The following is a 15204-nucleotide window of genomic DNA, read 5'->3' as shown; positions in this document are numbered from 1 at the left end:
GTCAACGCAAATGCAAATCATTTGCAATTAGAGGCCGCGCACGGCCATTTGCAAACGGTTGTCATCTGGACCATAGTCCGCCCATGACGTCGGAACAGAAGCACAAGGTGGACTACGAGGCGGAACTCCGGCGTGCGGGGGTCCGCATCACGCGTCCGCGGCGGACCATCCTGGAGATCCTGTCGGGGACGGAAGACCATCCGGACGCCTACGAGATCTTTCGCCGGGCCGCGGCGCTGGACCCCAGCATCTCGCTGTCGACCGTCTATCGGACGATGAAGCTGCTCGAGGAGCACGGCGCGATACAGAGGCATGCCTTCGCCGGCGGACCCTCCAGGTTCGAGCATGCCGGCGAGGAACATCACGACCATCTGATCGACGTCGAGACGGGGGACGTCATCGAGTTCCGTTCCGACAAGATCGAGAAGCTGCAGGACGAGATCGCCCGCGAGCTCGGTTACGACATCCTGCATCACCGACTCGAGCTCTACGGGCGCAGACGGCGCAAGAAGTGAGGCCGCACGCGCCGCGATCCGCTTTTCGCCGCAATTCGCGACAATAGACGGCCATCGAGGCTACCGGGGGGCCGCGCCCACCCGCGCACCAAGGAGAGGGATTTCGATGAACAAGACCATGATGGCCGCCGTCTGCGTGGCCAGCTTCGGGCTCGCCGCCTGCACGACCGACCCCTATACCGGCCAGCAGAAGATCTCGAACACGGCCGGCGGCGCGGCCCTCGGCGCGCTCGCAGGTGCCGGCCTCGGCGTGCTGGCCGGAGGCGACGACCGCCGCAACGCGCTGATCGGCGCCGGCATCGGCGCGCTCGCCGGCGGCGCGATCGGCGGCTACATGGACCAGCAGGAGGCGCAGTTGCGCCAGCAGCTGCAGGGGACCGGCGTCAGCGTCACCCGCCAGGGCGACCAGATCATCCTCAACATGCCCTCCAACATCACCTTCGACACCGACCAGGATGCGATCAAGGGCTCCTTCTACGGAACCCTGAACTCGGTGGCACTGGTGCTCACCAAGTTCAACCGGACCATCGTGGACGTCTACGGCCACACGGATTCCACGGGCGACGACAACTACAATCTCGGCCTGTCGCAGCGCCGCGCGCTTTCGGTCGCCAACTATCTCGGCGCGCAGGGTGTCGACCAGCGCCGCTTCTCCATCCTCGGTCTGGGCGAGACCCAGCCGATCGCCTCGAACGCCACGCCCGACGGACGGGCGGCCAACCGCCGCGTCGAGATCCGGCTCGCACCGATCACCTGATCGGGGAGCCTTCATCCACGAGGGAAATCCCGCCCCGCCGGCGGGATTTTTCGTTGGAAGACATGTCGTCGACGGCCGCGTGTCAGGCCAGCGCGGCGGCGATGCGGGCCGCCAGGCGGGCATTGTTCTCGACGAGCGCGATGTTGGTTTCGAGACTCCGCCCCTGCGTCAGTTCGAGGATCCGGGCGAGCAGGAAGGGCGTGACGGCCTTGCCGGAGACGCGCCGTTCCACGGCATCGCGTTGCGCGGCCTCGATATGGACCGCCATCTCGGCCTCGGGGATTTCCGACGCCGCCGGCACCGGATTGGCGATGAGCATGCCGCCCGCGACGCCGAGCGCCGTCCGCGTTCTCTGGAAGCGGGCGATCGCCTCGGCGCTGTCGAGACGCAGCGGTGCCCCGAAGCGCGATCCGCGCGACCAGAAGGCGGGCATCACGTCCGTACCGTAGCCCACCACCGGAACGCCGCGCGTCTCCAGAACCTCCAGCGTCTTCTCGATGTCGAGGATCGCCTTGGCACCCGCCGAGACAACGATCACCGGCGTGCGGGCGAGTTCGTCGAGATCGGCCGAGATGTCGAAGCTCGTCTCCGCGCCCTTGTGGACGCCGCCGATTCCGCCCGTCGCGAAGACGCGGATGCCGGCGGCTGCGGCCGCGATCATGGTGGCGGCGACCGTCGTTCCGCCGGTGCGTCCTTCGGCCACGGCGAAGGCGAGGTCGGCACGCGACAGCTTCATGGCGCCCGAAACGCGGGCCAGGCTCACGAGCTCCGAGGCCGAGAGGCCGACCTTGAGCCTGCCTTCGACGACCACGATCGTCGCCGGGACGGCGCCCTCGTCGCGGATGATCGCCTCCACCCGCGCGGCCATTTCCGCGTTCTGCGGAAAAGGCATGCCGTGGGTGACGATCGTGCTCTCGAGCGCCACGACGGGACGGCCCTCGGCGAGGGCGGCGGCCACGGGCGCGGAGACGTCGGTGAAGGGCCGGGCGATATCGGTCATGAGCCTGAAACTCCTTTGTCCGCCCGCGTCTTGCCACCCCGCCGGCGGTGCGTGCAAGGGGAGCCCGCCGATTCGCCCGGCGCCGCGGCCCCGGCCCGGCCCTGCCTGGAATGCCCCTCGGAGCCGGGCGATGGGAACATCACGCGAACCTCATGGTCAAGTCTCTGAAATCGCTGGAGCGACGAGCGCTTGCAAAAGGAGAACAAAAAGAGTACATAGGATCTCAGGCGGCAAGGCGGCCGGACTTCATTGACGATCGAGGGGTAATGTATCATGGCTCAGAACTCATTGCGGCTGGTCGAGGAAAAATCGGTGGACAAAAGCAAGGCTCTGGACGCGGCGCTGTCGCAGATCGAGCGCGCCTTCGGGAAGGGCTCGATCATGCGGCTCGGCCGCAACGAGCAGATCGTGGAGATCGAGACGGTGTCGACCGGATCGCTCAGTCTCGACATCGCGCTCGGCGTCGGCGGACTTCCCAAGGGGCGCATCATCGAGATCTACGGTCCGGAAAGCTCGGGCAAGACGACGCTTGCGCTGCACACGGTGGCCGAAGCTCAGAAGAAGGGCGGCATCTGCGCCTTCGTCGATGCCGAGCATGCGCTCGATCCCGTCTATGCCCGCAAGCTCGGCGTCGACCTGGAGAACCTCCTGATCTCGCAGCCGGACACGGGCGAGCAGGCGCTCGAGATCTGCGACACCCTGGTGCGTTCCGGCGCGATCGACGTGCTGGTGGTCGATTCGGTGGCGGCGCTGACGCCGCGCGCCGAGATCGAGGGCGAGATGGGCGATTCGCTGCCGGGCCTGCAGGCCCGTCTGATGAGCCAGGCGCTGCGCAAGCTCACCGCGTCGATCTCGCGCTCCAACACGATGGTCATCTTCATCAACCAGATCCGCATGAAGATCGGCGTCATGTTCGGGTCGCCCGAGACGACCACCGGAGGCAATGCGCTCAAGTTCTACGCCTCGGTGCGTCTCGACATCCGCCGCATCGGTTCGGTCAAGGAGCGCGGCGAGGTCACCGGCAACCAGACCCGCGTCAAGGTGGTCAAGAACAAGCTGGCGCCGCCCTTCAAGCAGGTCGAGTTCGACATCGTCTACGGGTCCGGCATCTCCAAGACGGGCGAACTGGTCGATCTGGGCGTCACCTCGGGCATCGTCGAGAAGTCGGGTGCCTGGTTCTCCTACAATTCCCAGCGTCTCGGCCAGGGGCGCGAGAACGCCAAGCAGTTCCTGAAGGACAATCCGGAACTCGCCAACGAGATCGAGAAGGCGCTGCGGCAGAGCGCCGGGCTCATCGCCGAGAAGCTGCTCGACGGTGGTCCGGAAGACGACGACGGCGGGGACATGGCCGAGGAGGCCTGATCCGCGAACGAGCCCCCATTGCAGTCTTCGGGCCGCCGGTCTTCCCCCGGCGGCCCGTTTTCGTTGGCGCGGGGGCGACGCAGGCGGCGGGAGGGCGCGCCGTCTTTCTGGACACTCGCGCGGCCAGCCGATAAGAAGCCGTTCGGCTGCCGGGCACCCCGGTTTTCCTTGAGAAGGCATCGAAATGAGTGGCGTCAACGCAATCCGGTCGGCTTTCCTCGACTATTTCCGGAAGAACGGTCACGAGATCGTCGCGTCGAGCCCGCTGGTACCGCGCAACGACCCGACGCTGATGTTCACGAATGCCGGCATGGTGCAGTTCAAGAACGTCTTCACCGGCATCGAGCAGCGGCCCTATTCGCGGGCGACCACCTCGCAGAAATGCGTGCGCGCCGGCGGCAAGCACAACGACCTCGACAACGTCGGCTACACCGCGCGCCATCACACCTTCTTCGAGATGCTCGGCAATTTCTCCTTCGGCGACTATTTCAAGGACGTCGCCATCGAACTCGCCTGGAACCTCATCACCAAGGAGTTCGGCCTCGACCCCGGTCGCCTCCTGGTGACCGTCTACCATACCGACGACGAGGCGGCGGGCCACTGGAAGAAGATCGCCGGACTCTCCGACGACCGCATCATCCGCATCGCCACCTCGGACAATTTCTGGGCGATGGGCGATACCGGCCCGTGCGGCCCTTGCTCGGAAATCTTCTACGACCACGGCGAGGGCATCCCCGGTGGTCCGCCCGGCAGCCCTAACGAGGACGGCGACCGCTTCATCGAGATCTGGAACCTCGTCTTCATGCAGTTCGAGCAGGTGACGAAGGAGGAGCGCGTGGCGCTGCCGCGGCCCTCGATCGACACGGGCATGGGGCTGGAGCGCATCGCTGCGGTGCTTCAGGGCGAGCACGACAATTACGACATCGACCTGTTCAAGGCGCTGATCCGCGCGTCGGTCGAGTCGACGGGCGTGCCGGCGGAAGGAAAGAACCGGGCGAGCCACCGCGTCATCGCCGATCACCTGCGCGCCGCGAGCTTCCTCATCGCGGACGGCGTGCTGCCCTCCAACGAGGGGCGCGGCTACGTGCTCAGGCGCATCATGCGGCGCGCCATGCGCCATGCCCAGCTGCTCGGAGCGGCCGAGCCGCTGATGTGGCGGCTGGTGCCGGCGCTGGTGCGCGAGATGGGCCAGGCCTATCCGGAACTCGTGCGCGGCGAGGCGCTGATCACCGAGACGCTGAAGCTCGAGGAGAAGCGCTTCCGCACGACGCTGACACGCGGGCTCGGCCTCCTGTCGGATGCCACCGAGGGCATGGTCGCGGGCGCGAGGCTCGACGGCGAGACCGCCTTCAAGCTCTACGATACCTACGGTTTTCCTCTCGACCTGACGCAGGACGCGCTGCGTCAGCGCGGCATCTCGGTCGATACCGACGGCTTCAGCGCGGCCATGGAACGCCAGAAGGCCGAGGCCCGGGCGAGCTGGGCGGGATCCGGCGAGGCCGCCGCCGAGACGATCTGGTATTCGGTGAAGGACAAGGCTGGCGCCACCGAGTTTCTCGGCTACGACACCGAGAAGGCCGAAGGCGTGATCGCGGCCATCGTTCGCGAAGGGTCGCTCGTCGACAGCGCCGGCGAGGGCGAAACGGTGCAGATCGTCGTCAACCAGACGCCGTTCTACGGCGAATCCGGCGGCCAGCAGGGCGATACGGGGACTTTCCACGGCGAGGGTTTCGCGGTCACGATCACCGACACGCAGAAGAAGGTCGACGGCCTCTTCGTGCATTCCGGCATCGTGCGCAGCGGCACCGTGCGGCCCGGTGCAGCGGTTTCGATGGAAGTCGACCATGCGAGACGTGCCAGGCTGCGGGCCAACCATTCGGCGACGCATCTCCTGCACGAGGCGCTGCGCGAAAAGCTCGGGACCCACATCGCGCAGAAGGGCTCGCTCGTCGCGCCGGACCGGCTCCGTTTCGATTTCTCGCACCCGAAGCCGATCGCGGCCGAGGAACTCGAGGCGGTCGAGGCTCTGGCGAACGCGATCGTCTTCCAGAACAGTCCGGTGACCACGCGCCTGATGGCCGTCGACGACGCGATCGCCGAGGGTGCCATGGCGCTGTTCGGCGAGAAATACGGCGACGAGGTGAGGGTCGTGTCGATGGGCACGGCAATCGACGGCGAAAAGGCCGGTAAATCCTATTCCACCGAACTCTGCGGCGGCACGCATGTCGGCGCGACCGGCGAGATCGGGCTGGTGCGCGTGGTATCCGAGGGCGCGGTCGCGGCCGGGGTGCGGCGACTGGAAGCCGTGACCGGCGAGGCGGCGAGGCGTCATCTCGACGAGCAGGATCGCCGTCTGAAGGCGATCGCCTCGACATTGAAGGTTTCGCCCGCCGACGCGGCAGCTCGCGTCGAGGCGCTCGTGGAGGAGCGTCGCAGGCTCGAGAAGGAACTGGCGGACGCCCGCAAGAAGCTCGCGCTCGGGGGCGGTTCGGGCGGCAATGCCGGGCAGGGCGCCGAGACCGTCAATGGTGTAGGCTTCGTCGGAAAGGTCGTCGACGGCGTCGGCGCCCGCGATCTGAAGCCTCTCGCCGACGAGGCGAGGACGTCGCTCGGCTCCGGGGTGGTCGTGTTCGTCAGCGCCGACGACGAGGGCAAGGCGAGCGTCGTCGTCGCCCTGACACCCGACCTGGTCGGCCGATTCAGCGCCGTGGACCTGGTTCGCGCGGCGTCCGAGGCGCTCGGTGGCAAGGGCGGTGGCGGGCGGCCCGACATGGCGCAGGCCGGCGGCCCCGACGGCAGCCGTGGCGCGGACGCCGTCGATGCGGTAAGGAAGGCTCTCGCGAAGGGGGACTGATCGGTGTCATGATCGCATCCGCGCCGCGTCCGGGAAAACTCTCGCGCGGTGCGGGAGCGAGCGCACCGGGAGGCCGCAGGTCGCGCGCCCGCGCGACGATCCACGCGCTGCTCGAAAACGGAACGCAGCTGCGCGCAGGCCTCGTCCTGCAGCGCGCCATCATGGCGCTGATCGTCGTCTCCGTGCTGGCCTCGGTGCTGGAAACGGTGCCTGGGCTGGGCCGCACATGGCACGTCCTGTTCGAAGCGATCGAGTTTGCTTCCGTCTTCTGCTTCACGACGGAATATCTGCTTCGTCTCTGGAGCGTGGTCGAGGATCTGCCCTACCGGCACCTGTCGCCCTGGCGGGCCCGGCTCCGATGGATGGCATCGCCCGGCGCGATCATCGATCTGGCGGCGGTCGCGCCGTTCTATCTCAACCTGCTCGGGCTCATCGACGTCAGGACTTTGCTGGCGTTGCGCATTCTCCGCTTCTTCAAGCTGACGCGCTATTCGCCGGGCGCGCGATCGCTGATCGATGCGATCCGCAGCGAGCGGGCGGCCCTGCTGACCTGCCTCATGCTGATCGTCACGGTCGCGCTGGTCAGCGCCACGCTCATGCACCTGCTGGAGCGAGACGTCCAGCCCGACAAGTTCGGCACAGTGCCCGACGCTCTCTATTGGGCGATGATCACCCTCACGACGGTCGGCTACGGCGACGCCGTTCCCGTGACGCCGGTGGGAAAGATCGTCGCCACGATCTCTGCGCTCGCCGGCATCGTCATGCTGGCGCTGCCGATCGGAATTCTCGCGACATCCTTCGCGCAGGTCATCCAGCGCCGGGAGTTCGTCGTGACCTGGGGAATGGTGGCGCGTGTGCCGCTGTTCGATCGGCTGAACGCGTCCGAGATCCTCGACATCATGCAGTATCTCAGTTCGGTCTCGGCCGAACCCGGCGAAGTGATCGTGCGCAAGGGTGATCCGGCCACCACCATGTTCTTCATCGCGTCCGGCCGGGTGGCAGTGGAACTGCCCGGCAGGGAGGTCTCGCTCGGCGAGCACCAGTTCTTCGGCGAATCCGCCATGCTGAAGGACGGTGCGCGCAGCGCCACCGTCCGGGCCATCCAGCACACCAAGCTTCTCGTCCTCGACGCGTCGGACCTGCGCGGCCTGATGGAGAGACGCCCCGACATCGCCGACTCGATCGCGGCCGTCGCCCGGGAGCGGCGGGACGCTGCGGGCTGAGCCGTGCGGCCCTCATGAAAACGGGCCCGCTTGCGCGAGCCCGCTCCGCGAGATGGGGAGACGCGGGTCTCAGCCCATCGCCTTCTGCAGGTTCTCGTCGATCTTGTCGAGGAAGCCGGTGGTCGACAGCCAGGGCTGGTCGGGGCCGATCAGCAGCGCCAGATCCTTGGTCATGAAGCCGGATTCGACCGTCTGCACGCACACCTTCTCCAGCGTGTCGGCGAAGCGCTTCAGTTCGGCATTGTCGTCGAGCTTGGCCCGGTGGGCGAGGCCGCGGGTCCAGGCGAAGATCGACGCGATCGAGTTGGTCGAGGTCTCCTCGCCCTTCTGGTGCTGGCGGTAGTGGCGCGTCACCGTGCCGTGCGCGGCCTCGGCCTCCACCGTCTTGCCGTCCGGCGTCATCAGCACCGAGGTCATCAGGCCGAGCGAGCCGAAGCCCTGCGCCACGGTGTCGGACTGCACGTCGCCGTCGTAGTTCTTGCAGGCCCAGATGTAGCCGCCCGACCATTTCAGGCTCGCCGCCACCATGTCGTCGATCAGGCGGTGCTCGTACCAGATCTTCCTGGCCTTGAATTCCGCCTCGAACTCCTTCTCGTAGATCTCCTGGAAGATGTCCTTGAAGCGGCCGTCATAGGCCTTGAGGATGGTGTTCTTGGTCGACAGGTACACTGGCCAGCCGCGCAGCAGGCCGTAGTTCAGCGAGGCGCGGGCGAAGTCGCGGATCGACTCGTCGAGGTTGTACATCGCCATGGCGACGCCCGAGCCCGGCGCGTCGAACACCTCGTGCTCGATCGTGGTGCCGTCGTCGCCGACGAACTTGATCGTCAGCTTGCCCTTGCCGGGGAACTTGAAGTCGGTGGCGCGGTACTGGTCGCCGAAGGCGTGGCGGCCCACCACGATCGGCTTCGTCCAGCCCGGCACCAGCCGCGGCACGTTCTTCATGATGATCGGCTCGCGGAAGATGGTGCCGCCGAGGATGTTGCGGATCGTGCCGTTGGGCGAGCGCCACATCTTCTTCAGCCCGAACTCTTCCACCCGTGCCTCGTCGGGCGTGATCGTCGCGCATTTCACGCCGACGCCGTACTGTGCGATCGCGTTGGCGGAATCGATCGTCACCTGGTCGTTGGTCGCGTCGCGGTGCTCGATGCCGAGATCGTAGTACTTCAGGTCGACGTCGAGATAGGGGTGGATCAGCTTGTCCTTGATGTACTGCCAGATGATGCGGGTCATCTCGTCGCCATCGAGTTCGACGACGGGATTGGCCACCTTGATTTTCGACATCGGGAAAAGCCTCGCGTTCGGGGAGGCGGGACGGTCGTCTGGCCCCGCGGTTGAAGGAATGCGGCACGCTATAGCAAAGGCGACCGGGGGGCGCAAACGCTACCAAAAGTGAAGCGGCGCAAGCCTTTCGACGGCATCGGAGCCGGAATTGGACAGCGTGCGAAGCGTTGCGCATAGTGGTCCGGCGACGGGACGGCAGCGGATTCGACCGCACGGGAGGACGATCCATGGCGATGTTCGATTTCGGCTCCTTCGATACGGGCGAGGGGCGCCTGCACTATGCCGCGGCCGGCGATCCGTCCCGGCCACTGATCCTCTGCCTGCACGGCTTTCCGGAGTACTGGGCGGCGTGGAGCGGAGTCATGGCGGAACTCGCCGACGCGTTCTTCCTCGTCGCGCCGGACCAGCGCGGCTTCAACCTCTCCTTCAAGCCGAAGGGGGAGGAGGCCTATCGCACCCGCAACATGGTGGCCGACCTGGCGGCCCTCGCCGACCATCTGTCCCCCGACCGGCCCTTCGTCCTTGCCGGTCACGACTGGGGTGCTTCCGTCGCCTATGCCTATGCCTTTTCACATCCCCTGCGCCTCACCCATCTCGTCATCGCCAACGGCGCGCATCCGGTCTGCTTCCAGCGCGCGATCCTGGAGGACGAGGGCCAGCGGTCCGCCAGCCAGTATTTCCATACGTTGCGCGCCCCTGGCGCGGCCGCGCGGATGGCGCAGAACGATTTCGCCCGCACCATGAAGATGCTCGCCGGCTTCTCGCGCACCGACTGGCTGACGCCCGAGAGCGCAGCCGGATATCGCGCCGCCTGGGCGCAACCGGGCGCGATGGAGGCGATGCTGCATTGGTACACATCCTCGCCCATCCTCGTGCCGCGTCCGGACGAGCCGGCCGGCGACGCGCCGCTGCTGACGGTACCGGCCGAGCGCGTCACGGTTTCAATGCCGCATCTCGTCGTCTGGGGCGAGGCCGACGAGGCGCTGCGGCCTGCGTGCCTCGGAGGCCTCGACCGCTTCGCGCCCGACCTGACGGTGAAGCGCGTCGCGGGCGCCGGCCACTGGATCCTGCACGAGAAGCCGGCCGACGTCGCCCGCGCGATTGCCGATTTCGTCAGCTGACGGGCGTCTTGCGCCGAGCGGGCTTCCGCGCAGCCGGTCGCTTCTCCGCCGCCTTCTTCTCTTTCGGCGGCAAGGGCTCGACGAAGGCGAGGCTGGTCGACAGCCAGTCGTCGAGGGCGTCGTCGTCGAGCGCGTCGGCGGCCACCACCACGAAGCCCTTCATCGCGCGCCCTGTGAAGAGCATCGCGCCTGCGCCCGGCCGCGCCAGCGCCGCCGCATGGCCCTCGGGTCCGACGCGCGCCAGGAGATCGCCGTTCTTCATCGTGCCGACCAGCATGTTGCCGTGCAGCAGGAAGCACAGCCCGCCCATCATGCGCACCTCCGACACGCCGTTGCGGTGGCCGAGGCGTTCGCGGACGCGGTCTGCGAGGTCGTTCGTCATGACGGGGGCTCCGGATCCTGCCGTGGCGCGCGGGATTCGTGGCATGCAGCCCCGACCCGCGCAAGCCCGCGCACCGTCGCTCCGGACACTGGCGGCCACACCGTGGAAAAGAGGTTGACAGGGACCCTGATGATTGGCGGAATCCCGCCGCCGGCCGCGCCGGCACGATGGAGGAGATGAACCACATGACCACGAGATCGATGACGTGCCGGGCCGCAGCCGCTACGCGCGCCGGCACGGCCGCCGCGCTGCGCGCCGGCACGGCCGCCGCGCTGCGCGCCGGCACGGCCGCCGCGCTGCGCGCCGGCGTCGCCGCATTCGCGCTGCCCGCCCGGGCCGAGGGCGCGGCGGATTGCGCGGCGGCGGCCGGCCTGTCGCTGTCCGGCTACGACCTGACGATCGACGGCGCGACCCACGTCGCCGACGGCCCGGTGCCGCACTGCCTGGTGCAGGGATCCTTCGAGCACCGCACCGGCGCCGACGGCAAACCCTACGCCATCGGTTTCGCCATCGCGCTGCCCGACGAGTGGCAGGGCCGCTTCCTGGTCCAGGGCGGCGGCGGCCTGAACGGCGTCGTGCGGCCACCGGCGGGCGACACGGCGGCCGGCGACCGCCCCGCGCTGGCGCGCGGCTTCGCCGTGCTCTCGCACGACAGCGGCCACAAGGGCGAGGTCTGGGACGGCTCCTTCAAGGCCGACCAGATCGCCACGCTGAATTTCGCCGGGTGGTCGGTGGAGAAGGCGACCGGTCTCGGCAAGGCGATCGTGGAGGCTTACTACGGCCGTCCCGCCGACCATTCCTATTTCGCCGGCTGCTCCACCGGCGGGCGCGAGGGGCTCGCCTCCGCGCAGCGCTTCCCGACACTCTTCGACGGCATCATCTCGGGCGCGCCCGCCATGCGCACCAGCCGCTCCAACATGGCGCTCGCCGCCAAGGCGGTGGCCATGAACCGGATTTCGCCGGCCGGCGCCGACGGCGCACCGGACAAGTCCGCCGCCTTCTCCGATGCCGACCGCACGCTTGTGCTCGACGGCATCCTGAAGGCCTGCGACGGCCTCGACGGTCTTGAGGACGGAATGATCCAGAACACCCAGGCCTGCAGCTTCGACCCCGCGACGCTGGTCTGCCGGGGCACCGCGACGGAGGGCTGCCTCACGGCCGAGCAGGCGGAGGTGGTGGCCATGACCTTCGCGCCGACGCTCGACGCCTCGGGCAGGGCGGCCTATGTCGGCTTTCCCTTCGACACCGGGGTGATGAGCACGACCGACCCGATCCCCGGCCTGCTGCGCTTCGACGACGAGCGCAATCGCCAGTTCAAGAACGCGGCGACGGACTTCGACGTCGACGCCGCTGTCGAGAAGGCCGACATCGCCGATCCGCAGCAGCGCCTGATCAATGTCGACCAGTGGACCGACCTGAGTTCTTTTGCCGCCGACGGCCGCAAGATCATGGTCTTCCACGGCATGAGCGATCCCTGGTTTTCCGCCAACGACACGATCGACTTCTTCGGCCGCGTGAAGGCCGGCACGAAGACCACGGTGCCGATGGAGGACTGGGCGCAGCTCTACCTCGTGCCGGGAATGGGCCATTGCCGCGGTGGCCCGGCCGGGCTCGACCGCTTCGACCTGCTCTCACCGCTCGTCGAATGGGTGGAGAATGGCGCGGCGCCGGCGACCGTCGTCGCCTCCGGTCCGGCCTTCGACGGGCGCACGCGCCCGCTCTGCCCGTACCCGACCCATGCCCGCTACACAGGCTCTGGCGACCCGCAGGACGCGGCCAATTTCGTGTGCCAGCCCTAGCCGCCGCACGAAAGCCATTCCGTTCGGCGGCCGGTCGTGGCATGGGTCCGTTCCCATGAGCGACCATGCAACGACCCCGTCCGAGCCGGGAGGCGACGCCTCCCCGTCCCCCGCCATCATTCTCGTCGAGCCGCAGCTCGGCGAGAACATCGGCATGGTCGCGCGCGCCATGGCCAATTTCGGGCTGACCAACCTGCGGCTGGTCAACCCGCGCGACGGCTGGCCGAACGAGAAGGCCATCGCCACGGCGAGCCGCGCCGATCACGTCATCCGCGCCACGCAGGTGTTCGACAAGCTCGAACACGCGATCGGCGACCTGTCCTTCCTCTACGCGACCACGGCGCGGCCGCGCGACGGGTTCAAGCCGGTGCACGGACCGGTGGAGGCCGGACGCGAGCTTCGCGGACGCGAGCGGCTCGGACAACAGACGGGCATCCTCTTCGGCCGCGAGAAATTCGGCCTGTCGAACGAAGAGGTGGCGCTCGCGGACGTCATCGTGACCTTCCCGGTCGATCCTGCCTTCTCGTCGCTGAACATCGCGCAGGCCGTCCTGCTGATGTCCTACGAGTGGATGAAGGCCGGGCTGGAGCGCGAGACGGACACCAACTTCCGCGGACCGGAGATGCAGCCGGCTTCCAAGGAGCATCTCCACTCCTTCATCGGCCACCTCGAGCGGGCGCTCGACGAACGCGGCTACTTCCGGCCGCCGGAAAAGAAGGCGAAGATGCTCGACAACCTGCGTGCCGTCTTCACCCGCCCCGCTTTCGCCGAGGCCGAGATCAAGGTCCTGCGCGGGGTCGTGTCCTCGCTGGACTACTTCTCGCCGAAGCAGCCGCGCGGCGCCGGCTACCCGGAGCGCAAGGCGCAGGCCGATCGCAACGCCCTGCCGGACGACCCCGATGCATGAACGTCCGGTGCTGGTCTTCGATTCGGGCATCGGCGGGCTCACCGTTCTGCGCGAGGCGCGCGTTCTGATGCCCGACCGGCGCTTCGTCTACGTCGCCGACGATGCCGGATTTCCCTATGGCGCCTGGGAAGAGCGCGCGCTTCGGGATCGGATCGTCGACCTGTTCGGACGGCTGCTCGCGGAGCACGATCCGGTAATCGTCGTGATCGCCTGCAACACGGCTTCCACGCTGGTGCTGCCCGACCTGCGCGCGGCCTATCCGGACTGGCCCTTCGTCGGCACGGTGCCGGCGATCAAGCCGGCGGCCGAGCGCACCGTCAGCGGTCTCGTTTCGGTGCTGGCAACGCCGGGCACGGTCAAGCGACAGTACACCCGCGATCTGATCCGCGAATGGGCGACGAAGTGCCATGTCCGCCTGGTCGGCAGCGACCGGCTCGCCTCGCTGGCGGAGACTTACATGCGCGAGGGCTTCGTGGACGAGGACGCGGTCCGGGCCGAGATCGAACCCTGCTTCGTCGAACAGGACGGCCGGCGCACCGACATCGTCGTGCTCGCCTGCACCCACTATCCATTCCTCGTGAACCGGATGCGCAAGACGGCACCCTGGCCGGTGGACTGGCTGGATCCCGCCGAAGCCATCGCCCGTCGGGCGCTGTCGCTGCTCCCCCGCGACGATGCTGCGGCCGAATCGTCCGGACAGGACGAGCCGCAGGATGTCGATGTCGCCGTCTTCACGTCCGGCGCACCCGACAATGCATCGCGGCGTCTCATGCAAGGCTTCGGCCTTGCGACCAGGCGAACAGCTTCCGCATAACCGACTGGTCTGGCTCTTCTTTTCACGACACGTCACAGGTCGACACAATAAGTGTTGGCTGTAACTTCCGAAAGACGATGTGGCGGCGGTCGCGGCGCCACGTTAACAAATCATCGCCACATTCGGCTCCCAGACAAGGGGCTCGGCATGGCGGTGTTTCGTCATGCCGTCCGGCGGGGGCCGGACATCAACCTGACGACGCTGGCTGGGGCGCTGCGGATCGGAGTGTCGACAAGCTTGCCTGGAGAGGGCACGTGACTGGTCAAACGGACGAACGAGGCGACAGCGGTCGCCAGCTATTCATGACGGAACAGGAAAAACCTGTTGCGATCTTCCTGCCGCAGCACCGCCCCGGAAGGAGCGTCGGGCCATCGAAGCCTGCCCTTGCCGCGGTGGTGGCGACGGTCACCATCCTCGGCGGAAGCCTCTTCTTCATGATGCCGCGCGGCGATATCGCTACGGCACCCGTGGCGGCGGCCGCTCCGGAAGTCACGACGCCGGTGCGAAGCGTCGCGGTCGAGAAGGAGGCCGGAGCCGACGCGGCCGGCGCGGTGGCGCCCGACAGGTCGGAGGCCATGGCGACAGAGGCATCCGGAGTGGCGGAACCGGCGGCGAAGGCCGACCCCGCTCCCGTTGCGGTCGCAAAGGCCGCGAAAGTGGTCGACATCCCCCGCAAGGACGACCCCCGCTGGGCGCGAACCGAAGCCCGGCACGGGTCTCCGGCGCTCGAAGCGATGCGCAAGCTGATCGTCGAGAAGGCCGCGCCGGTCGACGAAAACGCTTCCGGCCTTCTCGCCTATGCGGGTGGGGTGGAACGTTCGGATTTCGCTCCGGCCGAGGAACCGCGCCGCCCGATGCAGATCGTGCTGCCGGCCGAATTGCCCGAGCAGCCCGATGACGCGGCGCGGACGGCGTCGGTGAACGCCCCGGTCAACATGCGCAAGGGGCCGGGCAGCAAGCACGGCGTGATGATGGTGATTCCGCGCCGCGCCAAGGTCGATGTCTACGACTGCGATCTCTGGTGCAAGGTCGGCTACGAAGGCCGCACCGGATACATCTACAAGAGCTTCGTGAGCAACCGGTCCTGACCGATCCGGCGCGGTTGCCGGCCGCTTCCCGGCTCCGCGCCCGGCCGTTCCGTTCGCGGCGCGGCATTGACACCATACTGCAATCCGCCTAAAGACCCGCC

13 protein-coding genes are annotated in these 15204 nt (G+C 67.8%); 10 read left to right on the top strand and 3 right to left on the bottom strand.

Annotated elements, in window-relative coordinates:
• Window positions 1–83 precede the first annotated feature (83 nt).
• Window positions 84–515 carry a Fur family transcriptional regulator gene (locus IAI54_RS08360; RefSeq protein ID WP_187971907.1) on the top strand — a complete coding sequence of 144 codons (432 nt, stop codon included), beginning with the start codon at window positions 84–86 and terminating at the stop codon, window positions 513–515.
• A gap of 106 nt (window positions 516–621) precedes the next feature.
• Complete coding sequence (locus IAI54_RS08355) at window positions 622–1272, top strand: YiaD family glycine zipper/OmpA-like lipoprotein (protein ID WP_187971906.1); 651 nt, start codon at window positions 622–624, stop codon at window positions 1270–1272.
• Window positions 1273–1354: 82 nt separating this feature from the next.
• On the opposite strand, the gene IAI54_RS08350 is transcribed toward IAI54_RS08355, so the two are convergent.
• On the bottom strand, window positions 1355–2272 hold the full coding sequence (locus IAI54_RS08350; RefSeq protein WP_187971905.1) for a pseudouridine-5'-phosphate glycosidase: 918 nt from the start codon (window positions 2270–2272) through the stop codon (window positions 1355–1357).
• Between the two features lie 273 nt (window positions 2273–2545).
• On the opposite strand from IAI54_RS08350, the gene recA reads away from it, so the two are divergent.
• From recA to IAI54_RS08335, 3 genes are all read left to right on the top strand, one after another.
• Window positions 2546–3634, top strand: a complete 1089-nt coding sequence (recA, locus tag IAI54_RS08345; RefSeq protein WP_187971904.1) for a recombinase RecA — start codon at window positions 2546–2548, stop codon at window positions 3632–3634.
• Between the two features lie 184 nt (window positions 3635–3818).
• Window positions 3819–6488 (top strand): alanine--tRNA ligase, encoded by a 2670-nt coding sequence (gene alaS, locus IAI54_RS08340; RefSeq protein ID WP_187971903.1) that lies wholly within the window; start codon window positions 3819–3821, stop codon window positions 6486–6488.
• Between the two features lie 8 nt (window positions 6489–6496).
• Window positions 6497–7711 (top strand): cyclic nucleotide-gated ion channel, encoded by a 1215-nt coding sequence (locus IAI54_RS08335; RefSeq protein WP_187971902.1) that lies wholly within the window; start codon window positions 6497–6499, stop codon window positions 7709–7711.
• 69 nt (window positions 7712–7780) lie between these two features.
• On the opposite strand, the gene IAI54_RS08330 is transcribed toward IAI54_RS08335, so the two are convergent.
• Window positions 7781–8992: an NADP-dependent isocitrate dehydrogenase gene (locus IAI54_RS08330; RefSeq protein ID WP_187971901.1), complete on the bottom strand. Its 1212-nt coding sequence runs from the start codon at window positions 8990–8992 to the stop codon at window positions 7781–7783.
• A gap of 227 nt (window positions 8993–9219) precedes the next feature.
• On the opposite strand from IAI54_RS08330, the gene IAI54_RS08325 reads away from it, so the two are divergent.
• Window positions 9220–10113 carry an alpha/beta fold hydrolase gene (locus tag IAI54_RS08325; protein ID WP_187971900.1) on the top strand — a complete coding sequence of 298 codons (894 nt, stop codon included), beginning with the start codon at window positions 9220–9222 and terminating at the stop codon, window positions 10111–10113.
• On the opposite strand, the gene IAI54_RS08320 is transcribed toward IAI54_RS08325, so the two are convergent.
• Window positions 10106–10495 (bottom strand): TfoX/Sxy family protein, encoded by a 390-nt coding sequence (locus tag IAI54_RS08320; RefSeq protein WP_187971899.1) that lies wholly within the window; start codon window positions 10493–10495, stop codon window positions 10106–10108. The genes IAI54_RS08325 and IAI54_RS08320 overlap by 8 nt on opposite strands.
• Before the next feature lie 185 nt (window positions 10496–10680).
• Here IAI54_RS08320 and IAI54_RS08315 point away from each other — a divergent pair, with 185 nt between their 5' ends.
• The 4 genes from IAI54_RS08315 (at window position 10681) to IAI54_RS08300 (ending at window position 15103) form a co-directional block, all read left to right on the top strand.
• Window positions 10681–12294, top strand: coding sequence for a tannase/feruloyl esterase family alpha/beta hydrolase (locus IAI54_RS08315; RefSeq protein ID WP_187971898.1), 1614 nt, complete (start codon window positions 10681–10683; stop codon window positions 12292–12294).
• Between the two features lie 55 nt (window positions 12295–12349).
• A complete protein-coding gene (locus IAI54_RS08310) occupies window positions 12350–13201 on the top strand; it encodes an RNA methyltransferase (protein ID WP_187971897.1) in 852 nt (283 codons plus the stop codon).
• Window positions 13194–14015 (top strand): glutamate racemase, encoded by an 822-nt coding sequence (gene murI, locus IAI54_RS08305; protein WP_187971896.1) that lies wholly within the window; start codon window positions 13194–13196, stop codon window positions 14013–14015. The genes IAI54_RS08310 and murI overlap by 8 nt, the downstream gene beginning before the upstream one ends.
• Window positions 14016–14317: 302 nt before the next feature.
• Complete coding sequence (locus IAI54_RS08300; RefSeq protein WP_187971895.1) at window positions 14318–15103, top strand: SH3 domain-containing protein; 786 nt, start codon at window positions 14318–14320, stop codon at window positions 15101–15103.
• Window positions 15104–15204 lie beyond the last annotated feature (101 nt).

Source organism: Aquibium microcysteis (assembly GCF_014495845.1).
GTDB lineage: Bacteria > Pseudomonadota > Alphaproteobacteria > Rhizobiales > Rhizobiaceae > Aquibium > Aquibium microcysteis.
This window is presented reverse-complemented; position numbering and strand designations above follow the sequence as displayed.